19 protein-coding genes are annotated in these 19,642 nt (G+C 68.4%); 14 read left to right on the top strand and 5 right to left on the bottom strand.

What is annotated here, in order from left to right; translation table 11 throughout:
• Window positions 1-45 precede the first annotated feature (45 nt).
• Together ACZ6DL_RS05250 and ACZ6DL_RS05255 are read left to right on the top strand one after the other, a co-directional pair.
• Window positions 46-552, top strand: coding sequence for a MarR family winged helix-turn-helix transcriptional regulator (locus tag ACZ6DL_RS05250; protein ID WP_466049111.1), 507 nt, complete (start codon window positions 46-48; stop codon window positions 550-552).
• Window positions 553-712: 160 nt separating this feature from the next.
• Window positions 713-1,507, top strand: a complete 795-nt coding sequence (locus ACZ6DL_RS05255) for a hypothetical protein (protein WP_466049113.1) — start codon at window positions 713-715, stop codon at window positions 1,505-1,507.
• 76 nt (window positions 1,508-1,583) lie between these two features.
• Here the strand turns inward: ACZ6DL_RS05255 and ACZ6DL_RS05260 are convergent, their stop codons facing one another.
• Both ACZ6DL_RS05260 and ACZ6DL_RS05265 read right to left on the bottom strand, forming a co-directional pair.
• On the bottom strand, window positions 1,584-2,162 hold the full coding sequence (locus ACZ6DL_RS05260; protein ID WP_040867442.1) for a TetR/AcrR family transcriptional regulator: 579 nt from the start codon (window positions 2,160-2,162) through the stop codon (window positions 1,584-1,586).
• Window positions 2,163-2,454: 292 nt separating this feature from the next.
• Window positions 2,455-5,274, bottom strand: coding sequence for an aconitate hydratase (locus ACZ6DL_RS05265; RefSeq protein WP_466049115.1), 2,820 nt, complete (start codon window positions 5,272-5,274; stop codon window positions 2,455-2,457).
• Window positions 5,275-5,559: 285 nt separating this feature from the next.
• Here ACZ6DL_RS05265 and ACZ6DL_RS05270 point away from each other — a divergent pair, with 285 nt between their 5' ends.
• The 10 genes from ACZ6DL_RS05270 (at window position 5,560) to ACZ6DL_RS05315 (ending at window position 15,168) form a co-directional block, all read left to right on the top strand.
• Window positions 5,560-6,132, top strand: coding sequence for an Rv1476 family membrane protein (locus ACZ6DL_RS05270; protein ID WP_466049116.1), 573 nt, complete (start codon window positions 5,560-5,562; stop codon window positions 6,130-6,132).
• 380 nt (window positions 6,133-6,512) lie between these two features.
• Window positions 6,513-7,931, top strand: a complete 1,419-nt coding sequence (locus ACZ6DL_RS05275; RefSeq protein ID WP_466049118.1) for an NlpC/P60 family protein — start codon at window positions 6,513-6,515, stop codon at window positions 7,929-7,931.
• A 133-nt stretch (window positions 7,932-8,064) separates the two neighbouring features.
• Window positions 8,065-9,240, top strand: coding sequence for a chaperone MoxR1 (gene moxR1 / locus ACZ6DL_RS05280; RefSeq protein ID WP_466049119.1), 1,176 nt, complete (start codon window positions 8,065-8,067; stop codon window positions 9,238-9,240).
• A gap of 32 nt (window positions 9,241-9,272) precedes the next feature.
• Window positions 9,273-10,226, top strand: coding sequence for a DUF58 domain-containing protein (locus tag ACZ6DL_RS05285; protein ID WP_466049121.1), 954 nt, complete (start codon window positions 9,273-9,275; stop codon window positions 10,224-10,226).
• Window positions 10,223-11,224: a VWA domain-containing protein gene (locus ACZ6DL_RS05290; protein ID WP_040867404.1), complete on the top strand. Its 1,002-nt coding sequence runs from the start codon at window positions 10,223-10,225 to the stop codon at window positions 11,222-11,224. Before ACZ6DL_RS05285 ends, ACZ6DL_RS05290 begins: the two co-directional genes overlap by 4 nt.
• Before the next feature lie 122 nt (window positions 11,225-11,346).
• Entirely contained in the window at window positions 11,347-11,649 is a 303-nt protein-coding gene (locus tag ACZ6DL_RS05295; RefSeq protein WP_168434205.1) for a peptidase inhibitor family I36 protein, read from the top strand.
• A 264-nt stretch (window positions 11,650-11,913) separates the two neighbouring features.
• On the top strand, window positions 11,914-12,630 hold the full coding sequence (fabG1, locus tag ACZ6DL_RS05300) for a 3-oxoacyl-ACP reductase FabG1 (protein ID WP_040867402.1): 717 nt from the start codon (window positions 11,914-11,916) through the stop codon (window positions 12,628-12,630).
• Between the two features lie 80 nt (window positions 12,631-12,710).
• Window positions 12,711-13,547, top strand: a complete 837-nt coding sequence (inhA, locus tag ACZ6DL_RS05305) for an NADH-dependent enoyl-ACP reductase InhA (protein WP_466049122.1) — start codon at window positions 12,711-12,713, stop codon at window positions 13,545-13,547.
• Between the two features lie 22 nt (window positions 13,548-13,569).
• On the top strand, window positions 13,570-14,631 hold the full coding sequence (locus ACZ6DL_RS05310) for a ferrochelatase (protein ID WP_466049124.1): 1,062 nt from the start codon (window positions 13,570-13,572) through the stop codon (window positions 14,629-14,631).
• Between the two features lie 69 nt (window positions 14,632-14,700).
• On the top strand, window positions 14,701-15,168 hold the full coding sequence (locus ACZ6DL_RS05315; protein WP_466049125.1) for a hypothetical protein: 468 nt from the start codon (window positions 14,701-14,703) through the stop codon (window positions 15,166-15,168).
• Window positions 15,169-15,188: 20 nt separating this feature from the next.
• On the opposite strand, the gene ACZ6DL_RS05320 is transcribed toward ACZ6DL_RS05315, so the two are convergent.
• From ACZ6DL_RS05320 to ACZ6DL_RS05330, 3 genes are all read right to left on the bottom strand, one after another.
• Complete coding sequence (locus ACZ6DL_RS05320; RefSeq protein WP_466049127.1) at window positions 15,189-15,938, bottom strand: S1 family peptidase; 750 nt, start codon at window positions 15,936-15,938, stop codon at window positions 15,189-15,191.
• 23 nt (window positions 15,939-15,961) lie between these two features.
• Window positions 15,962-16,777: a hypothetical protein gene (locus tag ACZ6DL_RS05325; RefSeq protein WP_393229421.1), complete on the bottom strand. Its 816-nt coding sequence runs from the start codon at window positions 16,775-16,777 to the stop codon at window positions 15,962-15,964.
• A 154-nt stretch (window positions 16,778-16,931) separates the two neighbouring features.
• A complete protein-coding gene (locus tag ACZ6DL_RS05330) occupies window positions 16,932-17,756 on the bottom strand; it encodes a DUF3097 domain-containing protein (RefSeq protein WP_466049128.1) in 825 nt (274 codons plus the stop codon).
• A 130-nt stretch (window positions 17,757-17,886) separates the two neighbouring features.
• Between ACZ6DL_RS05330 and ACZ6DL_RS05335 the strand changes: the two genes are divergently transcribed.
• Window positions 17,887-18,318 (top strand): NfeD family protein, encoded by a 432-nt coding sequence (locus ACZ6DL_RS05335; protein WP_062974793.1) that lies wholly within the window; start codon window positions 17,887-17,889, stop codon window positions 18,316-18,318.
• Window positions 18,318-19,613, top strand: coding sequence for an SPFH domain-containing protein (locus ACZ6DL_RS05340; protein ID WP_466049129.1), 1,296 nt, complete (start codon window positions 18,318-18,320; stop codon window positions 19,611-19,613). Before ACZ6DL_RS05335 ends, ACZ6DL_RS05340 begins: the two co-directional genes overlap by 1 nt.
• Window positions 19,614-19,642: the final 29 nt, after the last annotated feature.

Consider the following 19,642-nt stretch of genomic DNA (forward strand, 5'->3'; position numbering starts at 1 on the left):
GATAATTCGCTACCGAACTATAACCTGCCGAATAAGATCCTGTCCATGACCGAGCAAAGAACGGACGCTGTGGACGCCATCGTGGCGCAGTGGGAGCGCGAACGGCCGGACCTCGATCTCGAGGCGATGGGGGTGGTGGGGCGCCTGGGCAGGCTGCTGGTGGTGGCCCAGCGTGAGATCGAGGCGGTGTTCGGCAAGCACGGACTGCAGCGCGGCGAGTTCGATGTGCTTGCCGCGCTGCGTCGTTCGGGCGAGCCGTTCGAACTCAACCCGTCGGTGCTCGCCGACACGCTGATGCTGTCCCGGGCGGGTATGACCGGACGGCTGGACCGGCTGGAATCGGCGGGGCTGGTACGGCGCGTCGCCGACGCGCAGGACCGCAGGGCAGTGCGCGTCGCCCTCACCGCGGCGGGGCGGGAACTGGTCGACACCGTGGTCACCGAGCACACCGCGAACGAGACCAGGATGCTGTCGGTACTCACCGCGGGGGAACGGACAGAACTGGACCGAATCGCGCGAATCCTGCTGACCAGTATGGAACCGAACGCGTAGTCGCGGTAGCTCGCGCACCCCTCGATTCGCCGAATCGCTTTCTACATGGGAGAACTCGGGCTGCGATGAGGTAGCCCGATACTCGTGTCCGCGGGGCGCCGCGGGTCTACCTTGAGATTCCGTGCCGAAGGGGTCGGTGCGGTTGTGCAAGGAGGCCACGATGATCGACATCATCACTCTCCGCGGCACCGGCGAGCCGCGCAACTCCGACGGAACGCCCGCGGGCATGCTGCACGACGTCACGAAACTACTGGACACCGGGAAGTTCAGCTGCTTCGAACCGGATTGGCCCGCATCGGTGGGTCCGGTGCCCGAGGCGTGGGGCCCTTCGCTGGAAACGTCGGTGCGGCTCGGCGTCGCCGCCGGGGTGAAGGCGATCCAGGACTCGCCGAATGTCTGCGGCCTGCTGAGTTATTCGCTCGGCGGTATCTGCGCCAGCCGGATACTGGAGGGCGTGCACGCGGGGAAGTACCAGAACACGAACGGCACGCCGCTGGAGATCGCTTTCGTGGTGAACATCGCCAACCCCCTGCGCCGTGCCGGGCAGTCGGTCGGGAATCTCTGCCCCGCGAACACATTCGGCCTGCACGGACAGCGTGGCGCGTGGCCCGCTTCCGTCGCGGTCCGCGAGTACGCCAACCCCGGCGACATCATCACCGCCTCACCGGGTAATTCGCCGTTGCGCGTCATCGACGTGGGCATCTCGCCGTTCTCCTTCGTGGAGGGCGCCCGCATCGGCGACGTCGCACCGCTGATCTTCGCCGAACTGCTCGAGATCCTGCTGCACGACCCGATCGGCAACCTCGACCGCTACACCGCGGCGGTCCGCGGCGTCGTCGGCTACCTCACCCCGTGGCCCTACGGCCAGCACGTCCTCTACAACCACCAGCACATGCCCGGGACGGACGTCCCGTGGACCACGCACGCCGCCGAGTACATCAATACGACGTACTGAGCCCTTGTCGTCAGCGCGGACGGTCCCCTCTGTCCGCGCTCGTCGTCACTGCCCGCGCCCGAGAATTCCTACCGGCCTAAAGACCCGGAGAGGCGGGGGAGCGGACCGACGCCTCGACGAGATCCAGAACGGCGGAGAGGTTCTCGTTGGTGTGCCCGGAGGCGATCCGGGCGATCAGCCCGTCGAGGACCAGATCGAGGTAGCCGAGCAGGACGTCGGTGGGCACGTCGTCGCGCAGTGCGCCCGCGGCCTTGCGGCGTTCCAGGCGGGCCAGGGTGGCGGCGGTGAGCTCGGCCGAACGCTGGGTCCAGCCCGCGCGGAATTCGGGATCGGTGCGCAGCCGCCGCGCGATCTCCAACCGCGTTCCGAGCCAGTTGAACTGCTCGGGATGGGCGAGCATGTCGCGCATCACCTGCACGATGCCCTGGTTGGCCGCGACGTCGGCCATGCGTTCGGCGTCCTCTTGGGCGAGGGCGAGAAACAGGGCGTCCTTGTCGCGGAAGTGGTGGAAGATGGCGCCCCTGGAGAGCCCGATCTCCTCCTCGAGGCGGCGCACGGTGGCGCCGTCGTAGCCGTATTCGGCGAAGCAGCGGCGTGCTCCGTCGAGAATCTGGCTGCGCCGGGCGGCGAGGTGATCGTCACTGACCTTGGGCATGGGATCCTCCAGCGGGGGATACACGGAACCCCGCGTCGGCGGTGCACCGACGCGGGGGTTCGCACAGTACGAGCGAGGCGAGTAGTGATCCGAACGGCCGTGACGGCGGTGTCCGGAGCACTGACTCGGCAACCTGGGTGCTCATCGATCGGCCGCCGCTCGCGCAATGGCGACTCCGCGAGGAGTGAGTGCTACGAGCGACGTTCGCGCCCGTCTCGTGTTCGCGTGCCGGAAGCGGATGCGCGGTGGGCGCGGGTCTCCGGCGCGCGAACACGAGACTTCGAGAGCGCGATCAGGCCTTGATCATGTTGCGCAGCACATACTGCAGGATGCCACCGTTGCGGTAGTAGTCCGCCTCACCGGGGGTGTCGATCCGCACCACCGCGTCGAAGGTGATCTTGTCACCGTTCTCCTTGGTGGCGGTGACCTTCAGGGTCTTCGGGGTGGCACCCTCGTTCAGCTGGGTGATGCCCTCGATGTCGAAGGTCTCGGTGCCGTCCAGCTTCAGCGACGCGGCCGACTCGCCCGCGGGGAACTGCAGCGGGATGACGCCCATGCCGATCAGGTTGGAGCGGTGGATGCGCTCGAACGACTCGGTGATGACGGCCTTCACGCCCAGCAGGCTGGTGCCCTTGGCCGCCCAGTCACGCGAGGAGCCCGAACCGTACTCCTTGCCGCCGAGCACAACCAGCGGAATGCCCGCGGCCTGGTAGTTCTGCGACGCGTCGTAGATGAACGCCTGCGGGCCGCCCTCCTGGGTGAAGTCGCGGGTGTAACCGCCCGAGACGTCATCGAGCAGCTGGTTGCGCAGCCGGATGTTGGCGAAGGTGCCGCGGATCATCACCTCGTGGTTACCGCGGCGCGAGCCGTAGGAGTTGTAGTCCTTGCGCTCGACGCCGTTGGCCTCCAGGTACTGGGCGGCCGGGGTGCCGGGCTTGATGTTGCCCGCCGGGGAGATGTGGTCGGTGGTGACCGAGTCGCCGAGCAGCGCGAGCACCCGGGCGCCCTTGATATCGGTGACCGGCTGCGGGGTCTGCGGCATGCCCTCGAAGTACGGAGGCTTGCGCACGTAGGTCGACTCGGCGTCCCACTCGAAGGTCTTGCCCTCCGGCGTGGGCAGGCCGCGCCAGCGCTCGTCACCCCGGAACACGTCCTTGTAGTCCTCGAGGAACATGTCGCGGCTGATGACCCGGTCGATGGTGTCCTGGATCTCCTGCGGCGCGGGCCAGATGTCCTTCAGGAAGACGTCGTTGCCCTCGGTGTCCTTGCCCAGCGGGTCGTTCTCGAAGTCGAAGTCCATGGTTCCCGCGAGCGCGTAGGCGATGACCAGCGGCGGGGAGGCCAGGTAGTTCATCTTCACATCGGGGGAGATGCGGCCTTCGAAGTTGCGGTTACCCGACAGCACCGCGGTGACGGTGAGGTCGTTGTCGTTGACCGCCTTGGAGATCTCCTCCGGCAGCGGGCCGGTGTTGCCGATGCAGGTGGCGCAACCGAAGGCGACCAGGTTGAAGCCCAGCTTGTCCAGGTACGGCCACAGGCCGGCCTTCTCGTAGTAGCCGTTGACGACCTGCGAACCCGGCGCCATGGAGGTCTTCACCCACGGCTTGCGGGCCAGGCCCTTCTCGACCGCGTTGCGCGCCAGCAGGGCCGCGCCGATCATGACCGACGGGTTCGAGGTGTTGGTGCAGGAGGTGATCGAGGCGACCACCACCGCGCCGTGATCGAGCACGAAGTCGCCGTACTCCGCGGTGGAGACCTTGACCGGCTTGCTCGGGCGGCCCTCCGCGCCGTTCGCGGCCGACGGCGTGAAATCGGAGCCGTCGTCGGCGAAGGACAGCACGGCCGGGTCGCTGGCCGGGAAGGACTCCTCGACGGCCTCGTCCAGCTTGCTGTGCGGGGTGTCGGCGGCGGGGCCGCTCTCCGCGTCGCTGGTGTAGTTGTGGATGTCCTTGCGGAACGCGATCTTCGACTCCGACAACAGGATCCGGTCCTGCGGCCGCTTCGGGCCCGCGATGGACGGCACCACGGTGCTCAGATCCAGTTCGAGGTACTCGGAGTATGCGGGCTCGGTGTCGGGATCGTGCCAGAGACCCTGCTCCTTGGCGTACGCCTCGACCAGCGCGACCTGCTCGTCGGAGCGGCCGGTCAGGCGCAGGTACTCGACGGTCACCTCGTCGATCGGGAAGATCGCTGCGGTGGAACCGAATTCGGGGCTCATGTTGCCGAGGGTGGCGCGGTTGGCCAGCGGCACCTCGGCCACACCCTTGCCGTAGAACTCGACGAACTTGCCGACCACGCCGTGCTTGCGCAGCATGTCGGTGACGGTGAGCACGACGTCGGTCGCGGTCACGCCGGGCTTGATCTCGCCGGTCAGCTTGAAGCCGACGACGCGCGGGATCAGCATCGAGACGGGCTGGCCGAGCATGGCCGCCTCGGCCTCGATGCCGCCGACGCCCCAGCCGAGCACGCCGAGGCCGTTGACCATGGTGGTGTGCGAGTCGGTGCCGACGCAGGTGTCGGGGTAGGCCTGGCCGTTGCGGACCATGACGACGCGGGCCAGGTGCTCGATGTTGACCTGGTGCACGATGCCGGTGCTGGGCGGGACGACCTTGAAGTCGTCGAACGCGGTCTGACCCCAGCGCAGGAACTGGTAGCGCTCACCGTTGCGCTGGTACTCGATGTCGACGTTGCGCTCGAAGGCGTCGGCCCGGCCGAAGACGTCGATGATGACGGAGTGGTCGATGACCATCTCGGCGGGAGCGAGCGGGTTCACCTTGTCCGGGTCGCCGCCGAGGGTGGCCACGGCCTCGCGCATCGTGGCCAGGTCGACGATGCAGGGCACGCCGGTGAAGTCCTGCATGATGACGCGGGCGGGCGTGAACTGGATCTCGGTGTTCGGCTGCGCCGAGGGATCCCAGCTCGCGATGGCGCGAATGTGATCGGCGGTGATGTTGGCGCCGTCTTCGGTGCGGAGGAGATTCTCCGCGAGGACCTTGAGTGCGTAGGGGAGTTTCTCGGTGCCGGGCACGGCGGAGAGGCGGAAGATCTCGTAGGAGTTGCTTCCCACCTCGAGGGTGCCCTTGGCGCCGAAAGTATCGATACTTGTCGTCACGTCAGCTCCACTCGTCTGTGAGGGCGGCCGCCGACGGGGCTGTGCCGGCGGCCGAGTCTTCGGAGGTGCCCCGGTGCCGCTGAGCGCCGGTTCCTCGCGCCTACGACCTTAACAGTACGCTTGTCCTGTGAAACACCAGGGGCCGGTTCCGCGTGCCGTGCGCGCGAAGTGCGACACTCCGTCGCGTACTGTGCTTTCGAGCCAGCAAGGGGGATCTTGCTCGACCTGCAGTGTTGGATGCCCGTCGCTTCGGTTGCCGATGCGGCTCGACAGACCGGATGGAAGATGACCGCCCCGCACAACTCGGTTTTCACCCCTATGGCCGCCGAATTGCCGCCGAATGTCACCACCGACACCGTGCGCTCGCTCAACGCCGATCTGGCCGACGATCACGTCGCGACGCTGACCGGGAAGGACAAGGCGGAACTGGCCACCATCGCCGCGGAGGCGCGATCGCAGGGAATCCCGCTGAGCATCGTGGTCGTCCCCGGCAATCCAGGACACGACTCGAGCCTACGGGACCTGGCCACCGAGGTGGGCAAGACGCAGCACGGCACTGTCGTCGTTTTCAGCGACGACTGGATCGGCACCTACAGCGACGCGATCAGCCGGGTGCGGCTGGAATGGGCCGAGGACGCGGCGAAGGGTACCCAGGGCAAGAGCGGGGAGGCCGCGAGCATCTTCGTCGCCCGCCTGGAGACGCCGGAGTCGATGTCCTGGACCGCGATCACCGGGACGCTGCTGGTGGGGACGGCGGCGGCCATCGCAGGGCTGTACTGGCTCAAGGTCCGGCGCGCGGCAAACGACGCCGAGCCGGTGCGAGTGGCGAGCGATCGGCGGGCTCCGCAGGGCGAGTAGTCCGAGGCTCGCCCGTTTCGGCTGCGCGATGTCGTCGTCGCCTGCTGTCTGCCTTGCCTGATTCTTCGCTGGATGCGAAGGCTGTCGCAGGTGGGTCTATGGGGATAACCAGCGCTTCCAGTTTCTATTCAGCTAATTTTCCGAACAGTTGGTTCGTTCTATCTGAATGAACCAACGTGCGCGTGTAGCAAATTTCTAGCAAATGAGAAACCGAGCCGCATAGTTGCGTGAATGTTGTTTCGTCGGTGACGCAAGTGTCTTACGGTTCGAATGGTCCCTGATGGGGAATAAGTGTTCCCAGAGGCCATCTGTCGACCACAGTGCGTCATGGTTCGCCTGATGCCCTCGAGGATTACCGGAATCCGGTCCTTGGAGGTGTGATGCGCAACAACGGCGCGCTGACCTACCGGCGCCGATTAACGATCGCTGCAGGGTTGCTGATCTCGGTCGCTGTAGTGGTCACGGCCGGGCCGGTCGTCGCCGTGCCGCCTCCTCCGCCAAATCCCAGCGACGGCCAGATCGCGCAGGCGGGCGCACAGGTCGACGCGGGGGTCGCCGAGGTAGGCACCCTGGTCAACCAGGTCGCCGTCGTCGATCACCAGCTGGGGCAGCTCGACGACGCCGTCGCGCGGCGTCGCGAGGACGTCAACAAGGCGCTGGTGGACCTGCAGGACGCGCGCGACGCCGCCGACGCGGCCGCCGTCGTGGTGGTGGACACCCAAGTCGCCTTGGCCGACGCCGGGGCCAGGGTCGGCCAGGCGCGACGCAACTTCGACCAGTTCGCCACCCAGGTCTATACCCGGCCGGGCTCCGACTCGATGGTCACCTACCTCGCCGCGGCCACGCCGGCGGTCGCGCTGGACCGGGCCCAGCTCCTCGACCTCGTCTCGAAGAACCGCCAGCAGGTGCTCGACGGTCTGCGCCGCGCACAGATCGATCAGGGCAACAAGAACTCCAGCGCCCGGCGGGCGAAGTCGGACGCCGACGCGGCCGCCGCCGTCGCCGCGGCGCGCAAGACCGACGCCGAGCACGCGGTCGCAGCGGCCAAGGCCGAACTCGACCGCCAGACCGCCCAGCGCGACGACCTGCTGCGGCAGCGCCAGGACGCCCAGGGCCGGCTGGATCAGGCGCGTCACAACGTCGCGGGGCTACAGGACCAGCGCGAGGCGTACCTGGCCTGGGACGCACTGCGCAGAGCGGAGGAGGCCGCGGTCCGCGCGGCCGCAGCGGCGGCCGCCGCCCGCGCGGCCGCCGACCGAGCGGCCCAGGATCGCGCGGCCGAACTGGGCGCGGGCAGGCGCCCGCACACCCAGTTGGAGGATTCGCCACCGGCGCGGCGCAGCGCGCCCCGGCCGGACGCGCCGTCGGTCGGGGGTTCGTCGGCGATCGAGATCGTGGTCGATCGGGCCATGTCCCAGCTGGGCGTCACCTACGCCTGGGGTGGTGGCGACGAGGACGGGCCCACGCTCGGCATCCGCGACGGCGGTGTGGCCGACCGCCACGGTGACTACGACAAGGTGGGCTTCGACTGCTCCGGGTTGATGGTCTACGCGTTCGCGGGCATCGGGGTCTCGCTGCCGCACTACAGCGGCTACCAGTACAACGCGGGCACCCGGGTGCCGGTCGATGACCGCGAACGCGGCGACATGCTGTTCTGGGGGCCGAACGGCAGTCAGCACGTGGCCCTGTATCTGGGCGACGGGAAGATGGTGGAGGCGCCGGAATCCGGCGACGTGGTCAAGGTGTCCCCGGTCCGGGAGGGCGGCATCATGCCGTTCGCGGTGCGCATAGTCTCCTGATATCGGACATTCCGGGTACTGTGCGTGGCCGCGGGGCCGCCGAATTCCCATTCTGTCGGGTCCGGTTGCGGCACAGGCGGTGATTACCTGGAATAGTTGTGGCAGCACGCACAGGACCAAGGCGAAAGCGGGGATGTTGGTGACTTCGACGGACGGTGTGAGCGGAGTGAACTCGGCGAAGGACACGCCGGCTTCCACGCCCAGCACCCTCGAGCGTGACGTCCAGACCCTGGAGAAGGCGATCTACGAGGTCAAGCGGGTGATCGTGGGCCAGGACCGCCTGGTCGAACGACTGCTCGTCGGTGTGCTCGCGCGCGGTCACGTCCTGCTCGAAGGCGTTCCCGGTATCGCGAAGACCCTCGCCGTGGAGACCTTCGCCAAGGTGGTCGGCGGTTCGTTCGCCCGGGTGCAGTTCACGCCCGACCTGGTGCCCACCGATCTCATCGGTACCCGCATCTACCGGCAGGGCCGCGAGCAGTTCGACACCGAGCTCGGCCCGGTCGTCGCGAACTTCGTGCTCGCCGACGAGATCAACCGCGCGCCCGCCAAGGTGCAGTCGGCGCTGCTCGAGGTGATGGCCGAGCGGCACGTGTCGATCGGTGGCAAGACCTACCCGATGCCGGACCCGTTCCTGGTCATGGCGACGCAGAACCCGATCGAGAGCGAGGGCGTGTACCCGCTGCCCGAGGCGCAGCGCGACCGCTTCCTGTTCAAGGTCGTCGTCGACTACCCCTCGGTGGAGGAGGAGCGCGAGATCATCTACCGGATGGGCGTCACCCCGCCGGAGGCGAGCCGCATCCTGGCGCCGGAGGACCTGATCCGCCTGCAGAAGGTCGCGGCCAATACCTTCGTGCACCACGCTCTGGTCGACTACGTGGTCCGGGTGATCGCGGCGACCCGCAAACCGGCCGAATTCGGCATGCAGGACGTGGCCAGCTGGATCTCCTACGGCGCCTCCCCGCGCGCCAGCCTCGGCATCATCGCCGCGGCCCGTGCGGTTGCGCTGATCCGCGGCCGCGATTACGTGGTGCCGCAGGACGTCGTCGAGGTGATCCCCGACGTGCTTCGCCATCGCCTGGTGCTGTCCTACGACGCGCTCGCCGACGAGATCAGCCCGGAGGACGTCATCAAGCGCGTTCTGCAGACGGTCGGCCTGCCGCAGGTCGCCCCGCAGGCCGTCGCGCCGAGCGCGCCTGCTGCACCGGCGCAGGGCGCCCCGCAGCAGCAGATTCCGCAGCCGCAGCAGGCCGTTCCCCAGCCGCCTAACGGGCAGCAGTCGCAGCCCGCGGGCACCCTCCCGCCGAAGTGACCTCGGCATCGGATCCGGTTGCGCCAGTGCCGATGTCGCCGTCCCACGCACCGCCGTCCTTCCACGCGGGCGAGCTGACCGACCCGAGGCTCACGGTCGCGCTCAAGACCCTCGAACTCACCGTGCGCCGCAGGCTCGACGGCGTGCTGCACGGCGATCACCTCGGTCTGATCCCCGGACCCGGCTCCGAGCCGGGCGAGGCGCGCGCCTATCAGCCCGGTGACGACGTGCGCCAGATGGATTGGTCGGTCACCGCCCGCACCACCCACCCGCACGTGCGGCAGATGATCGCCGACCGGGAGCTGGAGACCTGGATGGTGGTCGATCTGTCGGCCAGCCTCGACTTCGGCACCGCCGCCTGCCAGAAGCGTGACCTCGCCATCGCCGCCGCGGCCGCGATCACCCATCTGACCAGTGGTGGCGGCAACCGGATCGGCGCGGTCGTCGCCACCGGCGAACGGTTGACCCGGATCCCGGCGCGCGGCGGACGGGTGCACGCCCAGTCACTGCTGCGCAGCGTCGCGACCACCCCGCACGCGCGCGACGGTGTGCGCGGCGACCTGCGCGGCGGCATCGAATCGCTGCGCCGCCCGCAGCGCAAGCGCGGGCTCGCGGTGATCATCAGCGATTTCCTGGGCGACATCGATTGGCAGCGCTCGCTGCGCGCGATCTCGGCCAGGCACGATCTGCTCGCGGTCGAGGTGCTCGACCCGCGCGACCTGTCGCTGCCCGATATGGGCGACGTCGTGCTGCACGACCCGGAGACCGGGCGCACCCGCGAGTTCAGCGTGACCTCCACGCTGCGCGCCGATTTCGCGGCTGCCGCGCAGCGCCACCGTGAGCAGGTCGAACAGGCGCTGCGCAGCTGTGGCGCCCCGGTGCTCACCCTGCGAACCGACCGGGACTGGATCGCCGATGTGGTCCGGTTCGTGTCCACCCGGCGCCACAGCTTCGGCGCCCCGACCGGGCGGGTGCCACGTCAGTGAGTATTTCGCATTTCACCGCACAGATCTGGCTCGGATTTCTCGCCGTCATCGCGCTGATCGCGCTGGGCTACGTCCTGGTGCAGCGCACCCGGCGCAAGCACATGTTGAAGTTCACCAACATGGAGCTGCTGGAGAAGGTCGCTCCCTCGCGGCCGAGCCCGTTCCGCCATGTGGCCGTAGCGCTGTTGCTCGTCGGCCTGGTGTTCCTCACCGTCGCCGCCGCGGGACCGACCGCGGTCAAAAAGGTGCCGCGCAACCGCGCGACCGTCATGCTCGTGATGGACGTGTCGCTGTCGATGGAGGCGACCGACGTCGCCCCCAGCCGCATCCAGGTCGCCAAGCAGGCGGGCAAGGAGTTCGTCGACGGGTTGCCCGAGGGCGTGAACATCGGCTTCGTCACCTTCGCGGGCACCGCCTCGGTGATGGTCTCGCCGACGACCAACCACGAATCGGTCAAGGCCGCGATCGACAATGTCCGCCTCGCCGAGCGCACCGCCACCGGCGAAGGAATCCATACCGCCCTGCAGGCGATCCAAACGCTCGCCACGGTGCTCGGTGGCGGCCAGCAGCCGCCGCCCGCCCGGATCGTGCTCATGTCGGACGGCAAACAAACCGTTCCTAATTTCACCGACTTCGACAACCCGCGGCACGAGTACGTCGCGGCCCGGCTCGCCAAGAGCAAGAACATCCCGATCTCCACCATTTCCTTCGGCACCGCCTGGGGTGTCGTCGAGATTCCGCGCGAGGACGGTTCGCGCGATCGCGTGGAGGTCAAGGTGGACGACGACGCGATGCGGGAGATCGCGCGTTTGAGTGGTGGAGAGTTCTATACGGCGGCTTCCCTGGACGAGTTGACGAAGGTGTACAACACGCTCGAGGAGCAGATCGGATTCGAGCTGACTCGGGGCGACGCGAGCCGGCCCTGGCTGTTGCTCGGCCTCTTGCTCATCGCGACGGGAATCATCACAGGCCTGCTGTATCGGCAACGGCTTCCGTAATCGGAGCGGCGGAAAGACGTTGTCCGCCAACCGAAGCTTCGGTACGCTCAGGCTCGTATCAGTCTGGGGAGGGAGTTTCGATGCGTACTGTAATCGCGTCTGCGGCAGCCATTTTCACTGCGATGTTTCTCGTGGGGGCACCCGAGGCGGCCGCCGCGCCGTCGTGTCCGAACGGGAGCGTCTGTATGTGGACGGGGGCGAACTACACCGGCAGGATGCTCGAGTGGATTCCGGTGGTCGACTCGACCTCGTGTGTATTGACCTACCCGAAGGGCGGCGCCGCCCGTTCGGTGGTCAATCGCAGCGGTCAGTCGCTGACCTTCTGGGAAAGTTCGAACTGCAACGGTCGCCACACGAACGGCGCCACGTCGTTTTCCGATCTCGGATTCGACGCCTACTCGGTGCACTGGTGCAGGCAGTGCTGATTCGGTGATCGACCGAGTCCACGATCGGGCCGTGTGCGTGCGTTCCGCGCGCACACGGCCCGATTTTCGTGTGTGAACCCGCGGCGAAGCGCGACGACATCGGGGGATCGGATCGGGGCCCGACCAGCGCCGGGCGCGGATGTGCCGTCCGCCGGCGTCTCGAACGGGTGACATCGCACGAGCGCCGATGACGGAGCATGTGTCATCACCTCGAGCATCGATGCCCGCTCATGCGTGATCACCTCGACCAGGTAGGTTTAGCCCATGTCGAACACAACGTCACGTTCGGTCCTGGTGACCGGCGGTAACCGCGGCATCGGACTCGCGGTCGCGCAGCGTCTGCTTGCCGACGGTCACAAGGTGGCCGTCACGCATCGTGGGTCGGGGGTGCCCGACGGCCTGTTCGGTGTGAAATGCGATGTGACCGACAGCGAGTCGGTGGACCGCGCCTTCGCCGAGGTGGAGGCGCACCAAGGGCCGGTCGAGGTGCTCGTGGCCAACGCGGGTATCACCGACGACACGCTGCTCATGCGGATGAACGAGGAGCAGTTCACCCGCGTGCTCGACGCCAATCTGACCGGTGCGTTCCGGTGCGCCAAGCGGGCGAACCGCGCGATGTTGCGCGGGCGCTGGGGCCGGATGATCTTCCTCGGCTCGGTGGTCGGCATGAGCGGCCAAGCAGGACAGATCAACTACGCCTCGTCCAAGGCGGGTGTGATCGGCCTGGCCCGCTCGATCACCCGCGAACTCGGCTCGCGGTCGATCACCGCGAATGTCGTCGCCCCGGGCTTCATCGAGACCGACATGACCGCTGACCTTCCCGAAGACATGCGCGACATGGCCAAGAAGTTCATCCCCCTGCAGCGGCTCGGCCAGCCCGAGGACATCGCGGCCGTCGTCAGCTTCCTGGCTTCCGAGGATTCCGCCTACGTCTCCGGCGCGGTGATTCCCGTCGACGGCGGCATGGGCATGGGTCACTGACCACACCGAACGCGTAGCGCGGCCGAGCGCGGCCGCCCGCAGCCAATCCCACATACGAATTTCAGGAGAACCGAGAACTCATGGGCGGACTGCTCGAAGGCAAGACCATCCTGGTCACGGGCATCATCACCGATTCGTCGATCGCGTTCCACGCGGCGGCTGTCGCGCAGGAGCAGGGCGCGAAGGTGGTCATCACCGGCATCCCGGAGCGGCTGCGGCTGATCGACCGGATCGCCAAGCGCCTGCCCCAGGAGGTCCCGCCGGCCATCGGGCTCGACGTCACCAGCGAAGACGATCTCGCAGGCCTGGCCGACAAGCTGCGTGAACTGGCTCCGCAGGGCATCGACGGAGTGCTGCACTCGATCGCGTTCGCACCCCGCACCCTGATGGGGCCGGAGGCACGGCCGTTCCTGGAGGGGCCCGGTCCGGACGCGGCCAAGGCGTTCGAGATCTCGGCGTGGAGCTACGCCTCGCTGTCACGCGCGGTGCTGCCGGTGATGAACGAGGGCGGCTCGATCGTCGGCATGGACTTCGACCCGCGCACGGCGATGCCCTTCTACAACTGGATGGGTGTGGCGAAGGCGGCGCTGGAGTCGGTGAACCGGTACGTCGCGCGGGAGGTGGGCGCCGCCAAGAAGATCCGCTCCAACCTCATCGCCGCCGGTCCGATCAAGACGCTGGCCGCCAAGGCGATCGCGGGCACCGCGACCGACGACGCGGCCAAGCTCAACCAGCTCAACACCTATTGGGACGGCGCGTCGCCGATCGGCTGGGACGTCGACGACCCCACGGTGGTGGCGAAGTCGATCGTGGCGCTGCTGTCGGACTGGCTGCCGGGCACCACCGGCTCGATCATCTACGTCGACGGCGGAGCCAGCCACAACACCTGGTTCCCCGAGGACATGTCCATCAACTGAGCCGGATTCGAGGGGAGACACCGTGGTTCGGACCGCCGACGCGCTGCTGCTGCTGTCCTTCGGCGGTCCGGAGCGTCCCGAAGACGTGATGCCGTTCCTGGAGAACGTCACCCGGGGCAGGGGAGTGCCACGTGAGCGCCTCGAGGCGGTCGCCGAGCACTACCTGCACTTCGGCGGTGTCTCGCCGATCAACGCGCTCAATCGCGACATCATCGCGGCGGTCGCGGGCGAATTGTCCGCCGCCGGCCTGGAGCTGCCGGTGTACTTCGGCAACCGGAACTGGCACCCCATGGTGGAGGACACCGTGGCCCGGATGGCCGCGGACGGCGTCGGCTCCGCGCTGGTCTTCCCGACTTCGGCCTGGGGCGGCTACTCCGGCTGCCTGCAGTACCACGAGGACATCGTCCGTGCGCGTGCGGCATTCGGCGCGGGCGCGCCGGAACTGCTGAAGCTGCGCCAGTACTTCGATCACCCGCTGTTGATCGAGGCGTTCGCCGACGCCATCCGCGCGGCGCGCGATCAGCTCGCGGCCGGGCAGCGCGCCGCGGCGCGGCTGGTGTTCACCGCGCACTCGATCCCGGTATCGGCCGATGCCGCCGCGGGGCCGCCGGCCGACGGTGGGCGGCTCTACAGTCGTCAGGTCGCCGACGCGGCCCGGTTGTGCGCCGCGGCAACGGGTTTCACCGACTACGACGTCGTCTGGCAGTCTCGTTCCGGACCGCCGCAGGTGCCCTGGCTGGACCCGGATATCGCCGACCACCTGGACGATCTCGCGGCCAAGGGGGTCGAAGCCGTGGTCGTCTGCCCGGTGGGCTTCGTCTCCGATCATCTCGAAGTCATCTGGGACCTGGACAACGAGGCCGCGCAGAAAGCCGCCGAGCTCGGCATGGGCTTCGCCAGGGCCGCGACGCCGGGAACCGACCCGCGCTTCGCGAAGCTGATCGTCGAGCTGGTCTCCGAGCAGTTGCGCGGCATCGAACCCCGGCGGCTCGGGTCGGTGCCGGGCTACGGCTGCACACGCGACGGCGAACCGTGTGCCGTCGGCTGTTGCGCGGTTGCGCGCCGTCCCACGACTGGGAATTGAGGCGTCGCGGGCGCGATAGCATCGCCAGCGACCGATCGCCGAATCCGACTTCCTGGGGGGTATCTCTCGATGACCTATGCCGACGTGCTGACCAATGCCGCGCTGCTCGATCCGCACGCCTGGTCCGATGCGAACGTGTGGACTGTGGCGCTCGACGCCACGGAGGCCAGGCGCCGCGGCCGCAGCAGTGGCGGTGGTGGTTTCTCCATCGGTGGTCTGCTGCTGTGCATCGGGGTCGTCGCCGTGGTCATCGGACTCATCATCTGGCTGAGTAAGCGAGGCAAAGCGAACCAGTCCCAGCAGCAGCAGCAGTACCCGCAACAGCAGCAGTTCCAGCAACAGCAGTATCCGCCGGGGCAGCAGTACCCGCAGCCGTATCCTCCGCAGGATTTCTCGGGGCAACAGCAGTACGCGCCGCCGCAGCAGTACCAGCAGCCCTATCCGTCGCAACCGCAACAGCAGTATCAGCAGTACCCGCAGCAGCAGCCCTATCCGCCGCAGCAGCCGTACCAGCCGCCGCAACCGCCGCAGCGGTGAGCATCCCCGACTCGAACGAATCAGAAGTTCGGGGCGGCCAGGCGGGTGTAGACGGTGGGGAAGCCGGGGCGGGCCGCGCCGGTGCCCCAGGAGGTGAGACCGGCGAGACGTCCGTCGACGAGAATCGGTCCACCGCTGTCGTACTGTGCGGTGTCGGCGGTCGGGCTGCCCGCGCAGAGCATGGTGCGCGGGTCGAAGGCCGGACCATAGGCGGTGGCGCACTCCGCGTCGATGGACAGAGGAATGTTCGCGGCGTGCAACCGGGTGTTGGCCTCATCGGTTTCGAAGGTCGCGCCCCAGCCCAGGATGGTTGCGGTGCTGCCGGGAGCGGGTGCGGCGACGGTGATCGTCGGACCGGACTGCGGCTCGTCCAGGGTAAGGATCGCCACATCGTTCTGATAGGCGGTCGTCGTGTCGAGAACGGTGGCACGGAAATCCGGATGAATGCGAATATCCTTCACGTGCACCGTGTTTCCGGTGTGCTCGCGGAGGTCGTCGCGGCCGAAGGTGACGGTGAGCGTCTGCGCGAGCGGACTGGTCAGGGCCACGCAGTGCGCCGTGGTGATCACCTCGTCCGGAGCGACGAGTGCGCCGCCGCAGAACTGGCCGGAAGCGCGGGTGAGGAACAAGGGCGTGCCGATGGCGGCCAGCCACGGGTACTCCGCCGTCGTCGCATCGGTGCCGCCCACGATCGCCGCGGCCGGGGCGTGTAGCGCGAGACCGATGAGCACGGTGAGGGCGGCGGCGCGGCCACGGCGGGAAACTCGCATGTCACACCACCCGCGTCATGATCTCAGCGGCTCTCGCGCGCGGAGGCGTGCACGGCGACCAGGCGCGCGGCGCGGATCGCGTCCCACAGCGGTCGCAGCAGCGATTCCTGCGCGCCGATCGCGCTGGCGGACGTGGGCGCGGAAGCGGGCTCCCGCTGCGCCACCGTGAGGATGGCCGCCACATGATCGGCGGTGTCGAGAATGCGCCTGGCACGCAGCGGGATCGACTCGGGGTAGTCGTGGCGCGAGTAGTCGGCGAGTTCGGCTTCGATGAGTTCGCGCGGATCGGAGTCGACCGTGCCGAGCGACGTGGTGTGCAGTTTCATCAGCGCGTCGGCGGCGTCGCGGACCGCTTCGCGCATCGCGTATTCGGCCTCACCGAGTGACATGTCGGGGCCGGGAGCGGCGGGGATGGGGGTGCTGTAGACGGTCCACTGCAGCGTGTCGTCGTCGGACCACTGCGGGATGAGGCCGGTGCCTTCGGCGCCGGGTACGCCGATCAGAATGCCCTCCTCGGCCTCGACGGCGTCGGCGGCGAACGCCGTGCCGCTGGGAACTCCGCGCACGTCCCCCGGGACGGGCAGCACCAGCCGCAGTTGCGCCCCGGACTGGGCCATCGTCTCGCGAATCACCTTGAGCAGCGCCATGACTCCGCTTCCCGGCAGGTTGCCGTGCGCGGACCAGGGTAGATCGGTGCGGCCGCCGGTGAGCGGGTCGCCCGCCGCGATCGTGTGCTTGGGCGCCCACGCGTGCAAGGCGGCCAAAACGTCGTCGGGCGCGCTGCGGCCGGCCAGCCAGGAGCTCGCCCACACCGTCAGCGTCGCACTTGGAGAGCACATAATTATCGAGCATAAAGGGTGGGCGCTACCGGTGGGCATCCATGCGCGAGGGCATTCGTGAGCAGCGCGGAAACCGGGTCGCCGCGCTGCCCGCGACGAGCGGGTCCGCGCGGATACCGCTCGGCATCTGGTTCGGGCCCTGCTCCCGATCGCGCTAGTCCGGTTCGGTGACGAAATCGATGAGGCGCTCGACCGCGCCGATGAGCGGCGCCTCCAGATCGCGGAAGGAGCTCACCGCGTCGTACACCCGCCGCCAGCCGTCCTGCGGAGTGCCCCAGCGCAGCCGTTCGCAGACGCCGGTCTTCCAGTCCTCGTCGCGCGGCACCCGGGGCCACTGCGCGATGCCGAGGGTGGAAGGGCGCACCGCCTGCCAGACGTCGACGAACGGGTGACCGGTCACCAGGACGTGCGGCCCGAGTCCGGTGGTCAGCTGGGTCTCCTTCGATCCGGTCACCAAGTGGTCGACCAGCACGCCGACCCGCCTGCCCGGGCCCGGCCGGAATTCGGCCAGGCGCGCGGCCAGATTGTCCAGGCCTTCCAGCTGCTCCACGACGACGCCCTCGACGCGCAGATCGTGGCCCCACACCCGCTCGACGAGCGCGGCGTCGTGGACGCCCTCCACCCAGATCCGGCTGCCGCGGGCGATCCGGGCGCGCAGACCGTCGACCCTGGTGGAGCCGGAGGCGGAACGGCTCGGCGTCTTCGGCGGGGCGGCCGTCGGCCGCACCAGCGTCACGGGCTCGCCGTCGATGAGGAACGCGGCCTCGCGCAGCGCGAACAGGCGCACCGCACCGCGCGCGTCCTCCAGCTTGACGAACTCGCCGTCGTAGCTGCGATCGAATCCGACCACCGCGCCGCAGAATCCGGTGGCGGCGTCCTCGACGACCAGGTCGCGATCCGCGGGGACCGTCGGCACCACCCTCTTCTTCGATCGGGGATGTCCGGAGTAGATGTCGCCATACCTGTCACGCCCGCTCACCCGCTTGAAGCTAGCACCGCCGCTGTGGCTTTCGACGCACCCGGGTCACCGCGCGTTCGCGGCCGGAATTCATCGCGAGTACTCGCGAAGGTCGCGCCCGATATCATGATCGGCGCACTACAGTGGTCGTGTGGCCGCAATTTTTTGGCTGGTCGCGGGCGTTCTGCTCGCGGCGGCGGAGATGCTCACCGGCGATTTCACCCTGCTGATGCTCGGCGTCGCCGCGCTGGGCACGGCGGGTGTCAGCGCGGCGGCGGACACCTCGCTCGTGGTGGATGCCATCGTCTTCGCGGTGGTCTCGGCGGTGCTGTTCCTCGGCGTGCGGCCGATCATCCGGCGTCGCTTCGGAACTCCGCCGCCCACGCCGACGAACGTCGACGCGCTGCCGGGGAAAACCGCCCTGGTGCTCGAACAGGTCGCAGCGCACTCCGGCCAGGTGAAACTGGGCGGTGAAGTGTGGACCGCGCGGCCGATGGACACGACCGAAGTCTACGAACCGGGTACGACCGTGTATGTCATGAAGATCGACGGCGCGACCGCCGTCGTCTGGAAAGGGCCTTGATGCCTGTACTGATCGTTGCCGCCGTCCTCGTATTTTTGGTCGTGGTGGTGGTCTTCAAGTCGATCGCGCTGGTGCCGCAGGCCGAGGCCGCGGTGATCGAGCGACTGGGCCGGTATTCGCGTACCGTGTCCGGCCAGCTCACGTTTCTGGTGCCGTTCGCCGACCGGGTGCGCGCCAAGGTGGATCTGCGGGAGCGGGTGGTGTCGTTCCCGCCGCAGCCGGTGATCACCGAGGACAACCTGACCCTGCACATCGACACCGTGGTCTATTTCCAGGTGACCAGCCCGCAGGCGGCGGTCTACGAGATCAGCAACTACATCGCCGCCGTCGAGCAGCTGACCGTCACCACGCTGCGCAACGTCGTCGGTGGTATGACGCTCGAGCAGACCCTCACCTCCCGCGACTCGATCAACGGCCAGCTGCGCGGCGTGCTGGACGAGGCGACCGGGCGCTGGGGGCTGCGCGTCGCGCGGGTCGAGCTGAAGAGCATCGATCCGCCTCCGTCGATTCAGGAGTCGATGGAGAAGCAGATGAAGGCCGACCGGGAGAAGCGCGCCATGATCCTCACCGCGGAGGGCCAGCGCGAATCGCAGATCAAGACGGCCGAGGGCTCGAAGCAGGCGCAGATCCTGTCCGCCGAGGGCGCCAAGCAGTCGTCGATCCTGGCCGCCGAAGGCGAACGGCAGAGCCGCATCCTGCGGGCACAGGGTGAGCGCGCCGCCGCCTTCCTGCAGGCACAAGGCCAGGCCAAGGCCATCGAAAAAGTCTTCGCCGCCATCAAATCCGGCAAGCCGACGCCGGAACTGCTTGCCTACCAGTACCTGCAGACGCTGCCCATGGTCGCGCGCGGTGACGCCAACAAGGTGTGGCTGGTGCCCAGCGATTTCGGCAAAGCGCTGGAAGGGTTCGCCAAGAGCTTCGGCACCCAAGGCGAGGACGGTGTGTTCCGGTACGAACCGCCCGCCTCGGACGGCGCGGAAGCCAAGCCGGAGGACGACTCCGATGTCGCGGACTGGTTCGACACCGCACCCGACCCGACCATCGAGCGAGCCGTCCGGGCCGCCGAGGCGACGGCGCGGACTCCGGTCGAGGGGCTGACACCGACACCGACACCGCCTCCGCAGAGTTTCGAACCGTCGCCGCACCAGCCGGTCATCCCGCCGCAGGAGGCCTTCCCGCCCCAGCAGCAGCAGCCGCAACAACAACAACAGCAGCCGCCGCAGCAACCGCCGGCCCAGCGCCCGGACGACCCGCACGGCGGTCCTTGGCAGCCGCCGGAGAACTTCTCGAAATAACACCACCCGACCCGCCCCGGACTTCCCCC

Source organism: Nocardia sp. NPDC041819, assembly GCF_055590505.1.